17 protein-coding genes and 1 pseudogene are annotated in these 17,570 nt (G+C 63.3%); 11 read left to right on the plus strand and 7 right to left on the minus strand.

Annotated features, from left to right (window positions below; translation table 11 throughout):
- Positions 1-5: 5 nt before the first annotated feature.
- The 4 genes and pseudogenes from NKH04_RS19230 to NKH04_RS19245 form a co-directional block, all read right to left on the minus strand.
- A complete protein-coding gene (locus NKH04_RS19230) occupies positions 6-497 on the minus strand; it encodes an Lrp/AsnC family transcriptional regulator (RefSeq protein WP_023675006.1) in 492 nt (163 codons plus the stop codon).
- A gap of 201 nt (positions 498-698) precedes the next feature.
- Positions 699-1,316, minus strand: a pseudogene (locus NKH04_RS19235) (uracil-DNA glycosylase family protein); the annotation flags it as partial.
- Between the two features lie 13 nt (positions 1,317-1,329).
- Positions 1,330-1,941 (minus strand): glutathione S-transferase, encoded by a 612-nt coding sequence (locus NKH04_RS19240; protein ID WP_352540524.1) that lies wholly within the window; start codon positions 1,939-1,941, stop codon positions 1,330-1,332.
- Between the two features lie 41 nt (positions 1,942-1,982).
- The gene (locus NKH04_RS19245; protein ID WP_352997021.1) at positions 1,983-2,606 is read right to left on the minus strand and encodes a thermonuclease family protein; all 624 of its coding nucleotides are present in this window, start codon (positions 2,604-2,606) and stop codon (positions 1,983-1,985) included.
- Positions 2,607-2,681: 75 nt separating this feature from the next.
- Between NKH04_RS19245 and NKH04_RS19250 the strand changes: the two genes are divergently transcribed.
- Complete coding sequence (locus NKH04_RS19250; RefSeq protein ID WP_353044765.1) at positions 2,682-4,196, plus strand: sensor histidine kinase; 1,515 nt, start codon at positions 2,682-2,684, stop codon at positions 4,194-4,196.
- A gap of 4 nt (positions 4,197-4,200) precedes the next feature.
- Here NKH04_RS19250 and NKH04_RS19255 read toward each other — a convergent pair whose 3' ends face one another.
- On the minus strand, positions 4,201-5,199 hold the full coding sequence (locus NKH04_RS19255; RefSeq protein WP_353044766.1) for a nicotinate-nucleotide--dimethylbenzimidazole phosphoribosyltransferase: 999 nt from the start codon (positions 5,197-5,199) through the stop codon (positions 4,201-4,203).
- 197 nt (positions 5,200-5,396) lie between these two features.
- Between NKH04_RS19255 and NKH04_RS19260 the strand changes: the two genes are divergently transcribed.
- Both NKH04_RS19260 and NKH04_RS19265 read left to right on the plus strand, forming a co-directional pair.
- Entirely contained in the window at positions 5,397-5,630 is a 234-nt protein-coding gene (locus NKH04_RS19260; protein WP_352471906.1) for a DUF1289 domain-containing protein, read from the plus strand.
- Between the two features lie 13 nt (positions 5,631-5,643).
- Positions 5,644-6,348, plus strand: coding sequence for a TIGR02281 family clan AA aspartic protease (locus NKH04_RS19265; RefSeq protein ID WP_352540527.1), 705 nt, complete (start codon positions 5,644-5,646; stop codon positions 6,346-6,348).
- A gap of 8 nt (positions 6,349-6,356) precedes the next feature.
- On the opposite strand, the gene dusA is transcribed toward NKH04_RS19265, so the two are convergent.
- Both dusA and NKH04_RS19275 read right to left on the minus strand, forming a co-directional pair.
- The gene (gene dusA / locus NKH04_RS19270; RefSeq protein ID WP_352815609.1) at positions 6,357-7,349 is read right to left on the minus strand and encodes a tRNA dihydrouridine(20/20a) synthase DusA; all 993 of its coding nucleotides are present in this window, start codon (positions 7,347-7,349) and stop codon (positions 6,357-6,359) included.
- 165 nt (positions 7,350-7,514) lie between these two features.
- The gene (locus tag NKH04_RS19275; protein WP_023674997.1) at positions 7,515-8,186 is read right to left on the minus strand and encodes a GntR family transcriptional regulator; all 672 of its coding nucleotides are present in this window, start codon (positions 8,184-8,186) and stop codon (positions 7,515-7,517) included.
- Between the two features lie 140 nt (positions 8,187-8,326).
- Here NKH04_RS19275 and NKH04_RS19280 point away from each other — a divergent pair, with 140 nt between their 5' ends.
- From NKH04_RS19280 to NKH04_RS19315, 8 genes are all read left to right on the plus strand, one after another.
- On the plus strand, positions 8,327-8,914 hold the full coding sequence (locus NKH04_RS19280; RefSeq protein WP_352815611.1) for an amino acid synthesis family protein: 588 nt from the start codon (positions 8,327-8,329) through the stop codon (positions 8,912-8,914).
- Complete coding sequence (locus NKH04_RS19285; protein ID WP_353044767.1) at positions 8,907-10,706, plus strand: alpha/beta fold hydrolase; 1,800 nt, start codon at positions 8,907-8,909, stop codon at positions 10,704-10,706. The genes NKH04_RS19280 and NKH04_RS19285 overlap by 8 nt, the downstream gene beginning before the upstream one ends.
- A gap of 5 nt (positions 10,707-10,711) precedes the next feature.
- A complete protein-coding gene (locus NKH04_RS19290; RefSeq protein WP_352919684.1) occupies positions 10,712-11,770 on the plus strand; it encodes an LLM class flavin-dependent oxidoreductase in 1,059 nt (352 codons plus the stop codon).
- A complete protein-coding gene (locus NKH04_RS19295) occupies positions 11,767-13,242 on the plus strand; it encodes an aldehyde dehydrogenase (protein ID WP_352540532.1) in 1,476 nt (491 codons plus the stop codon). The genes NKH04_RS19290 and NKH04_RS19295 overlap by 4 nt, the downstream gene beginning before the upstream one ends.
- 83 nt (positions 13,243-13,325) lie before the next feature.
- Positions 13,326-14,345 (plus strand): ABC transporter substrate-binding protein, encoded by a 1,020-nt coding sequence (locus NKH04_RS19300; protein ID WP_352646106.1) that lies wholly within the window; start codon positions 13,326-13,328, stop codon positions 14,343-14,345.
- A 66-nt stretch (positions 14,346-14,411) separates the two neighbouring features.
- The gene (locus NKH04_RS19305) at positions 14,412-15,272 is read left to right on the plus strand and encodes an ABC transporter permease (protein ID WP_502906645.1); all 861 of its coding nucleotides are present in this window, start codon (positions 14,412-14,414) and stop codon (positions 15,270-15,272) included.
- A gap of 1 nt (position 15,273) precedes the next feature.
- Positions 15,274-16,074: an ABC transporter permease gene (locus NKH04_RS19310; RefSeq protein WP_352774140.1), complete on the plus strand. Its 801-nt coding sequence runs from the start codon at positions 15,274-15,276 to the stop codon at positions 16,072-16,074.
- Positions 16,071-17,147 (plus strand): ABC transporter ATP-binding protein, encoded by a 1,077-nt coding sequence (locus NKH04_RS19315; protein WP_352575042.1) that lies wholly within the window; start codon positions 16,071-16,073, stop codon positions 17,145-17,147. Before NKH04_RS19310 ends, NKH04_RS19315 begins: the two co-directional genes overlap by 4 nt.
- Positions 17,148-17,570: the final 423 nt, after the last annotated feature.

Raw genomic sequence — 17,570 nt, forward strand, 5'->3', positions numbered from 1 at the left:
AAATCTCAGGCGGCGTTGGCGCCGGACTCCTTGTCGAGCATCATGTAATCCAGCGGCATCTCGGTCGTGTATTTGATCTGCTCCATGGCGAAGGAAGACGACACGTCGCGGATCTCGATCTTGGCGATCAGCCGCTTGTAGAAGGCGTCGTAGGCGGCGATATCGGGCACCACGACGCGCAAGAGATAGTCGACGTCGCCGCTCATGCGATAGAATTCGACCACTTCCGGGAATTCCTGGATGACCTCCGAAAAGCGCCGCAGCCATTCATGGCTGTGCGAATTGGTGCGGATCGAGACGAACACCGTTACCCGCACGTTGACCTTTTCATGATCGAGGATGGCGACGCGCCGCTTGATGACGCCCTCTTCCTCGAGCTTCTGGATGCGCCGCCAGCACGGCGTCGTCGACAGGCCGACCTTCTTGGCGACGTCGGCGACTGCAAGCGTCGCATCCTCCTGCAGGAGGCGGAGAATTTTTCTATCAAGGCGGTCCATTGGGTGCTCCCCTGATGCAAGTCGTCCAAGTGCGCAGCGGCCTTGGCACAACGACATGCATAAAAACAAGAATTTAACGCGCGTCCCCTCATGCGCGGCGCGCTTCGAGGAATGGATTACCATAATCCCTCTTGCTCGAGCCTATTACAAGAAAGAAATTCTGCCACATAGTGCGAAAGCGAGTGATTTCTTGCTGAATGCCTAGCCGAGGCGATAGCGGATTTCCGATCTCAGAAAGGGCAGCAAATCCATTTCAAACCATGGATTGCGCTTCAGCCAGCCGGTGTTGCGCCAGGACGGGTGCGGCAGCGGCAGGACTTTCGGGTCGGTTGCCGCCGCCCAGATGGCACGCCAATCCATGACCGTTTCCGTCAGCGAGGGACGGCGCGCCGCGCCCATATGCCAGCTTTGCGCGTAGATGCCGATCGTCAGCACCATATCGACTTGCGGCATCAGCGCCATCAGCGATGTGCGCCAGGCCGGCGCACATTCGCGGCGCGGCGGCAGGTCGGCGCCCCTGGCGTCCTGACCGGGAAAGCAAAAGCCCATCGGCACGATGGCGAATTTGTCCGTGTCGTAAAATTCCTCGCTGCCGACGCCCAGCCAGCTTCGCAGCCGGTCGCCGGAGGCGTCGGTGAACGGCATCCCTGTAATGTGAACCTTGGTACCCGGCGCCTGGCTGGCGATCAGGATACGCGCACTCGACGATGGCCTGAGCACCGGACGCGGCTGGTGCGGCAACGGCCTGCCGGCCGGGTTATCGACGCAGGTGCGGCAGGCGCGTACCCTCGCCGCCAAGGCTTCCAGCTCTTCGCTCATTCGGAACTCGTTGTCAGGCGGCGGCACTCGGCCGGCTGGAGATTTCCCGATGCCAGCGCAGCACGTTCGTGCACTCTTCGGGTACCTTGATGCGAGCCGGCTTCATGAAGTCGATGGCGACCAGCCCGGTGATGTCGGCGATCGAATAGGCATCGCCGGCGACGAATTCCCTGCCGGCGAGCTCAGTGTCCAGAAATCTCAGGAATTCGATCGCCTTCGGCTTGTTGGCCTCGCCCCATTCGGGGATTTGCGGGATCTCCCATTCCCTCATTGCGGGGTGGATGTGCCGGAACGCCGCGGCGACGCAGCCGAACAGATTGAACTCCACACGTCTTTGCCACATCTCGACGATCGCCTTGCCGAGCGCGCCACGCCCGAACAAAGCCGGCTCGGGGTGCAGTTCCTCGAAGTAACGACAGATTGCGACGGATTCGGTGATGACTGTGCCGTCGTCGAGCTCGAGCACCGGCAGACGCTTCAGCGGATTGCGCGAGCTGACCGGCTGCTCTTTGTGCTCCAGCGCGCCCATGTCGACGGGCACCAGCGGAACCTGAAGTCCCTTTTCGGCCAGAAAAATCCGAACCCGGCGTGGGTTGGGCGCGCGCCCGCCGTCGAACAGCTTCATCTCTATCCTCCTCGTCCGCCTCGACGAACTATAGGCACAGCTCACCAGAAGCGAAAAATTTTGCGCAAGGCGTCGCCGATCGACGCCAAGGTACCGTGCTTTCTTTCAACCAGCTCGTGGCCGTGGCTCTCGCGCCAGTTCTTCGGCTCGTCGAAAGTTCCGCCCCAGATGCCGGCTTTGCCCGCGCGCGCAGCAGCTTCCTCGGTCTCGAAATCGCCAAAGGCGACCGCCCAGCCGGCCTCGACCTGTGCGCGGTTGAGATCCTTGCCGCCGGCCTTGCAGTCGCCGAGCAGCCTGCCGTAGCGGTCCCGCTGCCAGCCGCTGCAGGAGACGGCTTTGCCGGCGATCAACCGCACCAGGGACTGCCGCGCGAGCTTGCCGCAAGGATAGTCGGCACCGTCCTTGCGGCAGATCTGCGAATATTCCGGCGCGTCGATGCCACGCATGCGGATGCGCTCGCCGCCGAGCGTGATGCTATCGCCGTCATTGACAGTGGCCGCGCCCTCCGTCTTGCGCGTCTCGATCCGGTCGAGTCGCGCCGCCAGGAGGATCGCCAGGCCGAGCACGATGAGTGTCAGCCCATAGTCCATCAGTCGGCGCCACAGGCTTCGCGGACGCGGCGCATAGTATCGCTGGCGCGGCCATCGCGACCACGAACGGCTCATATGGCAAACCGTTGGTTAATCATTCGAACGTAGCTTAACGATTTGAAATTGCTGCCCGCGTAAATTGAAGACTTCATGCCCCTGCAACGCTCGACCATGGCAGACAAGTTTATTGTGGACCGCAGAAAACGCCATCGCAACAGCGATGTCGCGCGCGCGGTGCGCAAGACGCGCGACCGTCTTTCGCAGCAAGCCGGAAATCCCGACTTCGACCGCGAGCTGTTGAAGCTCCACGCGCTTTCGATGACCGGCGGCGTGATCGTCATTCCGCTGCTCATCCTGGCAACGGCCGCGGCAGGCTTGTTCGCGGGCGTCGGCAAGGAGATCGGCGTCTGGGCGCTGTTCACATTCATCTGCTATACCATCGTTGCATTCATGGCCAGACGCGTCACTCAAGCGTCCGAGCTCAACCCGCTGGAAACGCATAGGGATTTCCTGATCGGCCATTTTCTGTGCGGGCTTGGCTGGGCCTGGTTCGCATGGCTCGGCTGCGAAACTTGCCAAATGGATCAGTTCCAGGTCGCCAAGGCGGTGGTGCTGCTGCTCGCCATGTCGGCAACCGCGATCCTGGCCTCGTCCCTGCGCGGTGCGCTGTTGGCGACCTTCGCCCTCCCGGTCGCCATCTATGCTTATGCCATTGTGAAATTATGGATGCCGGTCGAAGTGATCATGGCAGGCTTGCTGATCTCCTCGTTGCCTTTCTTCGCCTATGTAGCGCGCCAGCTCAACCGTTCCTCGCTGATGCTGCTGTCGTTCCGCTCCGAAAAGGATGCGCTGATCGCCGAACTGGAGACGGCGAAATCGATGTCGGACGAGGCACGGCGGCGGGCGGAAGACGCCAATCTGGCGAAATCGCGTTTCCTGGCCTCGATGAGCCACGAACTGCGCACACCGCTCAACGCCATTCTCGGCTTTTCCGAAGTGATGGCCAACGAGGTGCTCGGCCCGATGAGCAACCCGACCTATCGCGACTATGCCCGTGACGTGCACGACTCCGGACAGCATCTGCTCGACCTGATCAACGAAATCCTCGATTTGTCGCGCATCGAAGCGGGCCGCTACCAGCTCAACGAGGAGCCGATGATGCTGCTCTCAGTCGTCGAGGATTGCTGCCACATGATGGAGCTGAAGGCGCGCAACAAGGACATCCGCATCGTCCAGGATTTCGAAAACGCCTTGCCGCGCCTGTTTGCCGACGAACGCGCGGTGCGGCAGATTGCGCTCAACCTGTTGTCCAATGCCATAAAGTTCACCGCCACCGGCGGCGAAATCCGTGTGCGCGTCGGCTGGACGGCGGGCGGCGGGCAATATCTCTCCGTCAAGGACAATGGGCCGGGCATACCAGAAGACGAGATTCCGATCGTGCTTTCGGCCTTCGGCCAGGGCTCGATCGCCATCAAGAGCGCCGAACAGGGCACCGGGCTTGGCCTGCCGATCGTGCAAGGCTTGCTGGCCATGCATGGCGGCGAATTCCAGCTCCATTCCAGGCTGCGCGAAGGCACCGAGGCGATCGCCATCTTCCCGCTGAGCCGGGTGATGGAGGAACTGCCGGCGCTGCCGACCAAGGCGGTTGCCTCGCGCCGGCGCTGAATGCTTAACCGCGGACCGCCGCTGCCATGCCGGAGCTGGTCAGCGCGGCCGCCCTGACCAGGCCGGCGGCAAGAGCCGCCCCTACCGCCTCACCTTGACTGACGCCCAGATCGAGCAGCGGGCGAAGGCCGAGGCGCTCGGCGGCCTTGGCATGACCAGGCTCCGGCGACAGGCTCGCGAGGAGACAATGATCGAGCGCGGCGGGGTTGGCGGCATGTAGGACACCAGCGGCGGCAGTCACCGCAAACCCATCGAGCAGCACCGGGATCTTCTGCATCCGCGCCGCCAGAATGGCGCCGCAGATCGCGGCGAATTCCCGCCCGCCGACCCGGCGCAGCGCTTCCAGCGGGTCCTTGAGGCTCGCGCCGTGAAACGCGACCGCGGCATCGACCACCTCCGCCTTGCGCCTCTGCATCGCCGCGTCTGCCCCTGATCCAGGGCCGACCCAGTCGGCGCCGGTGCCGCCGAACAGTGCCGTGCAAAGGGCCGCGGCGACAGTCGAATTGCCGACGCCGAGGTCGCCAAGGCAAAGCAGGTCGGTACCGCCGGCAATCGCTTCCATGCCGAAGGCCATGGTAGCGGCACAACCGCGCTCGTCCAGTGCCGCATCCTCGGTAATGTCGGTTGTCGGGATGTGCAGAGCCAGATCGAACACCTTCAAGCCGAGATCGTTGGCGATGCAGATCTGGTTGATTGCTGCACCGCCGGCGGCGCAGAGCTCGACTGCATTTGCCGTGGCGGCGGCCGGGCGCGGCGAAATGCCGTGGCGGGTGACGCCATGATTGCCGGCAAAGATCGCCACCAATGGCCGCGTCACCGCCGGCGGCGCGCGGCCGCTCCACCCGGCAAGCCAGGCGGCGATGTCCTCGATGCGGCCAAGCGAGCCTTTGGGCTTGTCTGCCTTGGCAAACAACTGGCGCACGCGGGCCTTGGCCGCCATATCTCCCGGCGGCAGGCTCACCAGGAGGTCGCGAAAATCGTCGAAAGGCAGCGCGCTGGTCATGTCGATGGCGATCGTCCGTGTGAATTGGTGAGCGGCATAGCCGCCTTGGCCAGCCGGCACAACCTCAAGCCGGCACAAGCTCCAGGCCTGGTACAACTTCGAGGTATTGACGCGAAAGCACCCGTTGGCGGCGCTTCCCGGAGGGCTTGTATTGACTTTGTCGTTGCACCATGTGGAGGCTAGCCAAGGAAATCCTTATGACGGCCATTGAATCCCCGTGCATCCTGGTCTGCTCGATCGATATGAAAACCGGCTTCTGTTTCGGTTGCGGGCGCACGCGCGCGGAAATCGCTGCCTGGATCGACATGACCCCGCAAACCCGCCGCAGCGTCATGGCCGAGCTGCCGGCAAGGCTGGAAACGGTCGAGCGACGCCCCCGCCGGGAAACCCGTCGCAGCCGCATGGCACGCGAACGCGACGCCCTCTCGTGAACCGGCCGCAGAGATGAACCGACTGCTGTGGATTCTGATCGTCGCGATCGGGGCAGGTGTACTCCTGCTCATGCTCAACGATTCCGCCGGCAGTACATTCGGCATTGAAAATTACGATTTCAGCCAGCTGATCTGGCTTAGCGCTTTAGCGGCGCTCGTCGGCGCCGGCCTGCTCAGATCGGGCAGGCCGTTAGGCACCATGGCCCGCAGCCTCGGCGCCTGGGGCGCAATCGTGCTGGCGCTGATCGCCGGCTATCAGTACCGCTATGAGTTGCAGGATTTCGCCAGCCGCGTCACCGCCGGCCTTGTTCCCGGCAGTCCGCTGGCGCTGGGCGTGGAAGAAGGCCATGCCACCGTCACCCTGGACAAGGCCGGCAGCGGCCATTTCGAAGCGCGCGTCACGATCAACGGCACGCCGATCCTGACCGTTGTCGATACCGGCGCGACCAGCACCGTTCTGACCGCCGAGGACGCGCTGGCGGTCGGGTTCAATTCGGCGGCTCTCCGCTTCACCATACCGATCTCTACCGCCAACGGCATGACACGCGCGGCGGCGGTGCGAACCGACGAACTGTCGATCGGCGGCATCGTGCGCAAGGACATGCCCATCATGATCGCCGCACCCGGCACGCTCGGCCAGAGCCTGCTCGGCATGAATTTCATCGGCTCGCTATCGGGCTTCGACGTACGTGGCGATCGCATGATTTTGCGGGATTGAGTTTTTCCTCAGGCCGCCTCTGCGGTCCGGCCGAAATCGACCTCTGCAAAAGCCGCCTTGAGCACCTGCGGTCCGGCACCCGGCCTTGTCGCATCGGTGGACAGGATCTGCCGATAGCGGCGTGCACCGGGCAGGCCGTGAAACAGCCCGACCATGTGCCGGGTGACATGCCCGAGGCGTCCGCCCTGCTCGATATGGCGTGACGCGTAATCCGCCATGGCATCGATCAGTGCGACAAAATCGAACGACTCAGCTGTGCTGCCGTAAAACGCGGCATCGATGCCGGTGAGTATCCCTGGCGTGTGATAGGCAGCGCGGCCGAGCATGGCGCCATCGACATGGTCGAGATGCGTCAGCGCCTCTGCGAGAGATTGAATACCGCCATTGATGCCGATGAATTTGTTTTGTTTTCTGGCTTTCAGCCGATAGACGCGGCCATAGTCGAGCGGCGGGATGTCGCGATTTTCCTTTGGGCTCAGTCCTTCCAGCCAGGCCTTGCGGGCGTGCACCCACAGCGCGTCGGCGCCGGCCGCGAAAACACCATCGGCCAACGCATCGAGTGCCGGTTCCGGATCCTGCTCATCGACGCCGATGCGGCACTTGACGGTGACCGGTATTTTCACCGCCGCCTTCATTGCCGCGACGCAATCCGCGACGAGCACGGGCGTCTTCATCAGGCACGCGCCGAAGGTGCCCGACTGGACGCGGTCGGACGGGCAGCCGACATTGAGGTTGATTTCATCATAGCCGAAGGCTTCGCCGATGCGCGCCGCCTCGGCCAGCTTTCCCGGATCGGCGCCGCCGAGTTGCAGCGCCAACGGATGTTCGTTGTCGTCGAAGCCAAGCAGCCGCTCGCGTGCGCCGTGGATGACCGCATCGGCCACCACCATCTCGGTATAGAGCAGCGCCTCGCGCGTCAGCTGGCGATGGAAGAACCGGCAGTGCCGGTCCGTCCAATCCATCATCGGCGCCACGGCAACTTTGTGGCGTAACATGTTCATTTTACTACTTTTCTGTCTCAGTCCGTTCGAAAGATGCGCACACCTAACTGACCCGATATACGATTTTGCCGCCGCAACTGAAAGCAAATTGGCATGTCACACATGTCACTGTACGCACCAGTTAGATGCCTGCCGTGGAACGATGGACCGCCGGCGGCATACCAGTCAGCCAAGGCGAAGCGTGTTGCGGGCGATCTGCCACGCGGATTCGACATGCCGCCGCGCCGCCTCCTCCGCCTCGTCCGGCTTGCGCGAGCGGATTGCATCCATGATTTCGGTCATTTCGGCGATCGCCGGCTCGCGGCGGTTCTCCGACGCGATCGTCATTGAGCGGAGCTGGTTGATGCGGACATTCAGCCCCGTCACGATTTCCCAGGCAATGCGCTTGTCCGCCGCCTCGAACAGCGTTTCGTAGAACTTGGTCGTTGCCCGCATCACCTCGACAGGCGCACCGGACGCCCACGCCTCAAGCAGGTTAGTCAAGGCGGCATCGAGCGAGGCGATCTGCGCGTCCGTGGCTGTCAGGGCGCAAGCCCGCGCCGCGATGCCCTCGAGCAGCGCCCGCAATTCATAGATTTCGTCGGTGCGGCCGAGATCCGGCTTGGCCACGGCGGGTCCGTGGCCCGGTATCATCTGCACCAGGCCTTCCGCCTCCAGCTGCCGCAGCACCTCGCGCACGACGGAACGGCTTACCCCGAGCTGATCGCATAGCGGCCGCTCGACCAGCCTTTCGCCAGGCTGGAAATGGAAGCCCATGATCGCCTCACGCATGCGCTCCAGCGCCAGCGTCCTCAGCGTCTTGGCAGAGCGGTCGATCCGCAGCGTATCGCCTGACATTTTCTCTCCCTACCCCGATCCGGCCACAAAACAGATTCCATAGCCGATTGACAAGGCTTCTGGTGCTCCATAGCATGGTATACCATAAGATGATGTAAAGATTTCGGCGTTGCACAGCGCCGCGGCGACCGAGGACTTTCATGAAACCAGCCATTCGAAAGATCGTCACCTACATCGAGAACACGCTAATCGAGGGCGGCAAGGAAGCCCCAAAACCGCTGCGTCTGATCGGTGTCGCCGCTGTGCTGACAAATCCTTGGGCCGGCCGCGGTTTCACCGACGACCTGTCGCCGGAGATCCGCGCCATTGCTCCCGTCCTCGGTGAACTGCTGACCCGCGAGATTATCGCCGTTGCCGGTTCCGGCGAGGCGATAGAGGGCTACGGCAAGGCCGCGGTCTGCGGCACGGCGGGCGAGATCGAGCATGCATCGGCGCTGATCCATACGCTGCATTTCGGCAACCATTACCGTCGCGCGGTCGGCGCCAAGACCTATCTCGCCTTCACCAATCTGCGCGGAGGGCCGAACACCCCGATCATGATCCCGCTGATGGACAAGAACGACGAAGGCCGCCGCTCCCACTATCTGACCATACATTTCCAGATCGGCGACGCGCCCGCGCCCGACGAGCTGGTGGTGGCGCTTGGCGCTTCGATTGGCGGCCGCCCGCACCATCGTATCGGCGACCGCTATCAGGACCTCAAGGAGGTCGGAGACCTGCATGGCTGACGTCGCTGCCACCGCATGGGTCCGGAACACGGCTCCGGACGGCACCGGCTTCATCCGCGCCGGCTCCGGCGCGCCGGTTCTGCTCATTCACGGTGTCGGCATGAACGCCGCAATCTGGCACGATCAGATCGTGGCGATGAAACACCATCATGACCTGATCGCCATCGACATGCTCGGCCACGGCGTTTCACCGCTGCCGCCGGAAGAAGCCAGCCTGTCGGATTTCGCCGATCAGGCGGTTCGCCTTCTCGACCATCTCGGCGTGGCGTCGGTGTCGATCGTTGGCCATTCGATGGGCGCGCTGGTCGCTCTGGAGATCGCCCTTCGCACCCCATCGCGCGTTCGCTCCATCGTCTGTCTCAATGCGGTATTCCGCCGCCCCGCGGCCTTGGCGCAGGCCGTACGCGAGCGTGCGGCCGCGCTCGACACCCATGGCAACCCTTCCGCCATTGCGGCTACGCTTGCCCGCTGGTTCGGCGACCCGCTGCCGGCGAATCTTATCGGGGCGGCCTCTACCGCGCGCGCCGCCCTTGAAAGGGTCGACCCCGAAGGCTACGCGCGCACCTATCGCCTCTTTGCCCATGCCGATGCCGAGCATGCTGATGCTCTCCCCGGTCTTGCCGCGCCGGCCCTGTTCATGACCGGGTCGCAGGACAGCAATTCGACCCCGGCCATGTCGGCGGCGATGGCGAGGCTTGCGCCGCACGGCCAATGCCTCGTGCTCAATGGAGAAAGGCATATGATGGCAATGGCTTCACCTGAAAAAGTGACCAAACACATCATGGATTTTCTCGACACGGCAGGAGACGCTGGCGTGAAGCCGGAGACGGATGCAGTCTTTGACAGCGGCGAATTCCGGCGCGCGCTCGGCTCGTTCCTGACCGGTGTCACCATCGTCACAACGATCGGAGCGGAAGGCGAACCGCGCGGCTTCACCGCCAACTCCTTCACCTCGGTCTCGCTCGAGCCGCCGCTGGTGCTTGTCTGCATCGCCAAGAGGGCCCTGGGGCACAGTGCTTTTTCGACATCGAGAGGTTTCGCCATCAACATCCTGTCGGAGGACCAGAAGGCCCATTCCGGCATCTTCGCTTCCAAAGCAGCGGACAAGTTCGCGGCCGTGGCCTGGCAGCCGGGCCGGACCGGCAATCCGCTGATCGACGGCTCCGTTGCGGTGTTCGATTGCGGCATGGAGCAGCTGGTCGATGCTGGCGATCACTCGATCCTCATCGGCCGCGTCCACGACTTCAGCCACAACGGAGCCCAGCCCCTCGGTTATTGCAGAGGCACCTACGTCACGCCCGGCCTCAGCCAGGAGGCGCTGGCGGCGGCGCCCCCCAATACGGAGGTCGGCGCCATTCTCGAGAACGAGGGCCGTGTGCTGTTCTTCGCAACGGCCGACGGGTTTCATGAATTGCCTGCGGGGCGCGGACTGGGCACGCCCAACGATGCGCGCAGCCTCAAGGGGCGCCTTGCCGCCAGGGCCATAGACGCCCAGCTCGGCTTCCTTTTCGCGGTGTGGGACGATGCCGCCGAACCCTGGCGCACGCATGTTTATTATCGCGGAACGGCCGAGGGGTCCTATTCCGACGATCGCCAGATGCGGCTTGTCGACATCGAGCAGATCGCCGATCTGGAGATCGCCGATCCCGCGGTGCGTTCGATGCTTGCCCGCTATGCGCGCGAACGCACGGAAGATGCATTCGGCGTCTATGTCGGCAACGAGGTCGAAGGCGAAGTCCGGCCGCTCGCCAAGTCCTCGCCTTCTCAAATTTCTCTTTCCGGCCGCGGGTGAAGCCGATGAAATTTTCGCTTTTCGTCCACATGGAGCGATCGGATCCGGCCAAGCCGCATTCCGAGCTTGTCGGCGAGCTGGAGGACCTGGTTGTCCAGGCCGAAGAGGCAGGGTTCGAGACTGCCTGGATCGGCGAGCATCACGGGATGGAATTCACCATCTCGCCGAACCCGTTCATCAACATCGCCTGGCTCGCCGCCAAAACCAGGCGCATCCGGCTCGGAACAGGAACCATCGTCGCGCCGTTCTGGCACCCGATCAAGCTTGCCGGCGAAGCAGCGATGGCCGACGTCGTCACCGGCGGCCGTCTCGACATCGGCATTGCGCGCGGCGCCTACGCTTACGAATACCAGCGACTTTTCCCAGGCCTTGAGGCCTGGGTCGCCGGGCAGCGTATGCGCGAGATGGTGCCGGCGATCCGGGGCCTTTGGGATGGTGATTTCGAAGTCGCCGGCGAGTTCTGGTCGTTTCCTTCAACCACCTCGTCGCCCAAGCCGCTGCAAAAGCCTTATCCGCCGATCTGGGTGGCCGCACGCGATCCGAACTCGCACGACTTTGCGGTTTCCAGCAAATGCAACGTCCAGGTGACGCCGCTTGCCTCCGGCGATGGCGAAGTGGCCAGCCTGATGGAGCGTTTCAACGCGGCGTGCAATGCCCACCCCGACGTACCAAGGCCGGAGATTATGCTGCTGATGCATACTTTCGTCGCCGAGGATGCAGCGGAGGCTGACCGGCTCGCGCAGGATCTGTCGCAGTTCTACTGCCAGTTCGGCGCCTGGTTCCAGAACAAGAAGCCGGTGCACCAGGGCATAATGGAAGCGCTGACCGAAGACGAGATCGCGGCCATGCCGCAATATGCGCCTGACAAGATCAGGCAGAACCTGGTCATTGGCGAAGCCGACGAGGTGATCGCCAGGCTGAAGGCCTACGAAGCGCTCGGCTACGATCAGTATTCGATCTGGATCGACAGCGGCCTTTCCCATCGGCGCAAGAAGAAATCGCTGCAGCTCTTCATCGACAGGGTGATGCCGGCCTTTTCCGAACCGAAAGCCGGAACGCGATGAGCACCACTCAATTCAGGAACTATATTGACGGCAGCTTCGTCGAAGTGGCGGCGACCTTCGACAGCGTCGATCCCTCGACGGGCGCGCCATGGGCGAAGATGCCCGCTGCATCGTCTGATGACGTCGACCGCGCCGTCGAAGCTGCTCACCGGGCGCTTGGCTCCGGCACGTGGCCGGCAATGACGGCAACGGCACGCGGCAAGCTTCTGGTGCGGCTCGGCGATCTGGTGGTCGCCAATGCCGACCGGCTGGCGGAACTCGAGACGCGCGATACCGGCAAGATCATCCGCGAGACCCGCGCCCAGATCGCCTATGTCGGCGACTATTACCGCTATTATGGCGGGCTGGCCGACAAGCACGAGGGCTCGTTTGTTCCCATCGACAAGGCCGACATGGAAGTGACCATCCGGCCGGAGCCAATCGGCGTCGTAGCCGCCATTGTGCCGTGGAACTCGCAGCTCTTCCTGTCCGCCGTCAAGCTCGGGCCGGCGCTGGCGGCCGGCTGCACCATCGTTCTGAAAGCATCGGAAGACGGCCCTGCCCCGTTGCTGGCCTTCGCTGAACTCGTCCATGAGGCGGGATTTCCCGCCGGGACCGTGAACATCCTGACCGGCTTCGGCCACGATTGCGGTCACCGGCTGACCAGTCATCCGCTCGTCGCCCGCGTCGCCTTCACCGGCGGTCCCTCGACCGCTCGGCAGATCGTCAGGAATACGGCGGAAAACCTCGCCTTCACGACGCTCGAGCTCGGCGGCAAAAGCCCGGTCGTGGTGTTTGCCGATGCCGATCTGGACAGCGCCGCCAACGCGGTCGTTGCCGGCATCTTCGCTGCCACCGGCCAGAGCTGCGTCGCCGGCTCGCGGCTGCTGGTCCAGCGCTCCGTGAAGGACGAATTCCTCGACCGGCTCAAGCGCAAGGCCGAGGCGATCAGGATTGGCGATCCGCAGGATCCCGCGATCGAAATGGGACCGCTCGCCACCTCGCGCCAGCGCGAATGGATAGAGAAGATCATTGCTGAAAGCCTGGCCGCGGGCGGGCAACTGGTCACCGGCGGCATCCGCCCCGCGGGCATGGCGGACGGCTTCTATTACGCGCCGACGATTATCGACGCGCCTGATCAGACGCTTGCCTGCGTGCGCGAAGAGCTCTTCGGCCCGGTGCTCTGTGTGCTAGCCTTCGACAGCGAAGCTGAAGCGCTTTCGCTCGCCAACGACACGAAGTTCGGCCTGGCGTCCGGCGTGTTCACCACCAATCTGGCAAAAGCCCACCGCATGGCGCGCGGCATCCATGCCGGCGTTGTCTGGATCAACACCTATCGGGCGGTCTCGCCGCTGGTTCCGTTTGGCGGCTACGGCCAATCCGGGCTCGGCCGCGAGGGCGGCCTCGATGCGATCCGCGACTACACGCGTTCGAAATCGGTGTGGATACGCACCTCCGACGACCCAATTCCCGATCCTTTTGTCATGCGGTAGCCGCCGCTGGCCGGAGATGCGCGATCAAGGCGAAAACGACCGATCGCCAACAGACACCAACGAAAACAACAGAGGAGAACGACATGAAACTGATCATCACCGGCTTCCTTGCCGGATTTATTGCAACGACAGTTCTGGCAACGACGGCCGCAAAGGCCGAGGACATGGTCTTCACCAGCTGGGGCGGGACGACCCAGGAAGCGCAGACCAAATCCTGGGCCGAGCCGTTCACCGCTGCATCCGGCATCAAGGTCATGCAGGACGGCCCGACGGACTACGGCAAGCTGAAGGCGATGGTCGACAGCGGCAGTGTCAACTGGGACGTCGTCGACGTCGAGATGGATTTCGCCATCAAGGCGGCCAAGGACGGTCTGCTCGAGCCGATCGACTTCAAGACCGTGCCGAAGGCCGACCTCGATCCGCGCTTCACCACCGATCACGCCGTCGGCAGTTTCTACTATTCCTTCGTGCTCGCCTGGAACAAGGGCGCCGTTTCGGGTGAACCGGCCGGCTGGGCCGACATGTTCGACCTGACGAAGTTCCCGGGCAAGCGGACCTTCTACAAATGGTCGGCGCCCGGTGTCATCGAGATCGCGCTGCTGGCCGATGGTGTTCCGGCGGACAAGCTCTATCCGCTGGATCTCGATCGCGCCTTCAAGAAACTCGATACCATCAAGTCGGACATCGTCTGGTGGGGCGGCGGGGCGGAGTCGCAGCAATTGATCGCATCCGGCGAAGCAACGTTCGGCCAGCTGTGGAACGGCCGCGTCTTCGCACTGGACAAGGATGGCGCCGATGTCGGCGTCTCCTGGAACCAGAACCTGACCGCAGCCGACGTTTTGGTGGTACCGAAGGGTGCCAAGAACAAGGATACGGCGATGAAATTCCTCGCCGCGGCGAGCAGCCCCGCCGGCCAGGCCAAATTTGCCGAAGCCAGCGGCTATGCGCCGATCAACACCAAGGCCAAGGCAGAGATGCCGGCCGATGCCGTGAAATCGCTGCCGGACGCTCATGTCGACGGACAGATCAATCTCGACATGAACTACTGGGCCGCCAATCGCGACACCATCGCCGCGCGTTGGTATGCCTGGCAGGCGAAATAAGCCCGCCCTTGAACCGCAATGGACGAGACGGTTCGCGCCGTCTCGTCCCGTAGCCGGGTCGCTGTCATGTCGGTCGAAACACGCCGGAACTTTGGAACGGTGCGGGTGCCGGCAGGTCTCAATGGCCTGCTGCCGGCCCTGATTCTGATTATGCTGTTCTTCGTCGTCCCCGTGCTGGCGCTGCTTTTGCGCAGTGTCACGGAGCCCGAGCCAGGCTTGCAGAACTATGCTGCCCTGCTTGGTGACGGCACCTATGCGCGGGTGTTCTTCAACACATTCCTGGTCGCGGCGTTGGTCACCATCGTCACGGTCCTTGTCGCCTTTCCGGTCGCCTGGATGCTGGCGATCATGCCTTCGGGACTGGCCTCGATCATCTTCGGCATCATCATTCTGTCGATGTGGACGAACCTGCTCACCCGCACCTATGCCTGGATGGTGCTCCTGCAGCGTACCGGCGTCATCAACCGGACGCTGATGACCATCGGCGTCATCGACCACCCGCTGCCGCTCATCAACAATCTCACCGGCGTCACTATCGGCATGGTCTATATCATGCTGCCCTTCATGATCCTGCCGCTGGTCGGCACGTTACGGGCGATCGATCCGATGACGCTGCGTGCGGCGTCGCTGTGCGGCGCAAGCCCTTTCCAGGCGTTCCGCCGCATCCTCGTGCCGCTGTCGCTGCCCGGCGTCGCCGCCGGCGGCCTGATGGTCTTCGTCATGTCGCTCGGCTACTTCGTAACGCCGGCACTGCTCGGCGGCACGTCGAACATGATGCTTGCCGAAATGATCGCGCAGATGGTCCAGTCGCTGCTCAACTGGGGGCTCGGCAGCGCCGCTGCCTTCATCCTGCTTGTCGTCACCATGGTTCTCTACGCGCTGCAACTCCGCCTTGTCGGTGCCAGGCGCATGAGCGGAGGCATCTGAGATGCTGCTCGACTATGACCGCATAGGTTGGCTACGGGTTGCCCTGCTCGGCTTCACCGCGCTGGTCGCTGGCTTTCTTCTGTTGCCGGTGGTCTTCATTGTCCTGCTCTCCTTCGGCTCGTCGCGCTGGCTGGCTTTTCCGCCGCCCGGCTGGACGCTCAAATGGTACCAGGAGCTTTTTGCCGATCCGGCCTGGCTCGACGCCGCGCTGACCAGCGCTCGGATCGCCACCATGACGGCGATCCTGGCAGTAGCGATCGGCCTGCTCGCCTCCTTTGCCCTGGTTCGCGGAAGGTTTGCCGGACGTGAGATCCTGCGCGGCCTGCTGCTGACGCCGATGGTGCTGCCCGTCGTTGTCTTCGCCATCGCCATCTACGCCTTCTTCCTTCGCCTTGGGCTCGGCGGCACCACCATCGGCTTCGTCATCGCCCACACCGTGCTGGCGCTGCCCTTCGCCATCATTCCGATCGCGACCGCGCTCGAAGGGTTCGACAAGTCGATCGAGGACGCGGCAATCGTCTGCGGGGCAAGCCCGCTCGAGGCCAGGCTCAGGATCACCTTGCCGTCAATCCGGATCGGCATCTTCTCCGCCGCGATCTTTTCCTTCCTCGCGTCGTGGGACGAAGTCGTGGTGGCGATCTTCATGGCCAGCCCGAGCTTGCAAACCTTGCCCGTCAAGATCTGGGGCAGTCTGCGGTCGGACCTCAGTCCGGTGATCGCCGCTGCCTCCAGCCTGCTGGTCGGGCTGACGCTTGCCCTGATGGTGATGACGGCGCTGCTGCAGCGAAAGTTTCGGACATGACCCACCCTTTCCTCTCCATCCGCAATCTGCGCAAGGCGTTCGGGGCGATCGTCGCCGTGCACGACGTCACGCTGGACATTCCCAGGGGCGAGTTCCTGACCTTCCTCGGGCCCTCCGGTTCGGGAAAATCGACGACGCTCTACGCGATCGCCGGCTTTCAGGACCCGACTTCCGGCGATGTCTTGCTGGAAGGAAAGTCGCTGCTTGCAGTGCCTTCGCACAAGCGCAACATCGGCATGGTCTTCCAGCGCTACACGCTGTTTCCGCATCTGACGGTGGCCGAAAACGTCGCTTTTCCGCTGCGGGTTCGCCGCCGGCCGGACGCCGAGGTGAAGAAAAAGGTCGCCGACATGCTGGCCCTGGTGCGGCTCGAAAGCTTTGCCGGACGCTTACCCGGTGCGCTGTCGGGCGGCCAGCAACAGCGCGTCGCGCTGGCCCGGGCGCTGGCCTACGATCCTCCGATCCTTTTGATGGACGAGCCATTGTCGGCGCTCGACAAGAAGCTGCGCGAGGAAATCCAGGGCGAAATCCGCCGCATCCATCGCCAGACCGGCGTCACCATTCTCTACGTCACCCACGATCAGGAAGAGGCGCTGCATCTGTCGGACCGAATCGCCCTGTTCAAGGATGGCCGCATCGAGCAGACCGGCACCGGCGAGGATCTCTATCTCAGGCCGGCGACCGATTTCGTCGCCGGCTTCATCGGCAATTCGAATTTCCTCGCCGCCGAACATCTCGGCACCACCAACGGCACGACAACGATCCGCATGACAGACGGTTCGGTCATATCCGGAGTCAGGGCCAACGGCACGTTCGGCAAAGGCCAGAAGACCAGGCTGATGATCCGGCCCGAAGCCTTTAGCATGGAGCGGAGCCCGGCGAGCGCGGAACTGAATGTCGAGATCGTCGACATCGCATTTTACGGCGAGCGCCGGCGGATCGTCGCGCGCATCGCCGCTGGACAGGAGGTTGACATCAGGCCGACCTCCGCCGCCATGCAATCGCAGGATGTGTGGCCCTGTAGCCGGCAGGTCTTTTTCGATCCCGCTGCTGCATTCCTGTTTCCGGCCTGACCAAGCCGCGGTGGATCGCCGCCCTTCAACGCTTCGCAGCTGATTGGATGGCGGGAGCAACTCCTGTATCCATTGACAGTCGTCATGCTCGGTTGGAAGATGAAGAAGGTCAGCGGCGATAGCCATACGGGAAGGCAATGGTCCAACCGCCAGATACCGGACACCATCCTGGCAGCGTCGTCGCGGTCATCGTCATTTGTTTGATCATCGTTGCTTTGTTCTTCATAGGCTTCAGATACTCAAGGCCAGGCCAGGGTACCCTCGTTATTCCCGGCGGTACGCTGCAGCAACCGTGAATCCGACCCATTGGCGCTGACGCGAAGCCGTTCTCAGGCTGCCAAACGTGCCCGGCGGGACTGGGGGACGCCGCAGAATGGGCCGACGGTTCGCAGCCGGTCTTTTGCTTCCCGCCGCGGCATTCCT

The sequence above is a fragment of the Mesorhizobium sp. M1365 genome (assembly GCF_040317865.1).
In the GTDB taxonomy this organism is placed as follows: Bacteria; Pseudomonadota; Alphaproteobacteria; order Rhizobiales; family Rhizobiaceae; genus Mesorhizobium.

Coding starts and splice junctions, on each gene's coding strand:
- NKH04_RS19230 (WP_023675006.1), bottom strand. CDS start 497: ATGGACCGCCTTGATAGAAAAATTCTCCGCCTCCTGCAGGAGGATGCG.
- NKH04_RS19240 (WP_352540524.1), bottom strand. CDS start 1,941: ATGAAGCTGTTCGACGGCGGGCGCGCGCCCAACCCACGCCGGGTTCGG.
- NKH04_RS19245 (WP_352997021.1), bottom strand. CDS start 2,606: ATGAGCCGTTCGTGGTCGCGATGGCCGCGCCAGCGATACTATGCGCCG.
- NKH04_RS19250 (WP_353044765.1), top strand. CDS start 2,682: ATGCCCCTGCAACGCTCGACCATGGCAGACAAGTTTATTGTGGACCGC.
- NKH04_RS19255 (WP_353044766.1), bottom strand. CDS start 5,199: ATGACCAGCGCGCTGCCTTTCGACGATTTTCGCGACCTCCTGGTGAGC.
- NKH04_RS19260 (WP_352471906.1), top strand. CDS start 5,397: ATGACGGCCATTGAATCCCCGTGCATCCTGGTCTGCTCGATCGATATG.
- NKH04_RS19265 (WP_352540527.1), top strand. CDS start 5,644: ATGAACCGACTGCTGTGGATTCTGATCGTCGCGATCGGGGCAGGTGTA.
- dusA (WP_352815609.1), bottom strand. CDS start 7,349: ATGAACATGTTACGCCACAAAGTTGCCGTGGCGCCGATGATGGATTGG.
- NKH04_RS19275 (WP_023674997.1), bottom strand. CDS start 8,186: ATGTCAGGCGATACGCTGCGGATCGACCGCTCTGCCAAGACGCTGAGG.
- NKH04_RS19280 (WP_352815611.1), top strand. CDS start 8,327: ATGAAACCAGCCATTCGAAAGATCGTCACCTACATCGAGAACACGCTA.
- NKH04_RS19285 (WP_353044767.1), top strand. CDS start 8,907: ATGGCTGACGTCGCTGCCACCGCATGGGTCCGGAACACGGCTCCGGAC.
- NKH04_RS19290 (WP_352919684.1), top strand. CDS start 10,712: ATGAAATTTTCGCTTTTCGTCCACATGGAGCGATCGGATCCGGCCAAG.
- NKH04_RS19295 (WP_352540532.1), top strand. CDS start 11,767: ATGAGCACCACTCAATTCAGGAACTATATTGACGGCAGCTTCGTCGAA.
- NKH04_RS19300 (WP_352646106.1), top strand. CDS start 13,326: ATGAAACTGATCATCACCGGCTTCCTTGCCGGATTTATTGCAACGACA.
- NKH04_RS19305 (WP_502906645.1), top strand. CDS start 14,412: ATGTCGGTCGAAACACGCCGGAACTTTGGAACGGTGCGGGTGCCGGCA.
- NKH04_RS19310 (WP_352774140.1), top strand. CDS start 15,274: ATGCTGCTCGACTATGACCGCATAGGTTGGCTACGGGTTGCCCTGCTC.
- NKH04_RS19315 (WP_352575042.1), top strand. CDS start 16,071: ATGACCCACCCTTTCCTCTCCATCCGCAATCTGCGCAAGGCGTTCGGG.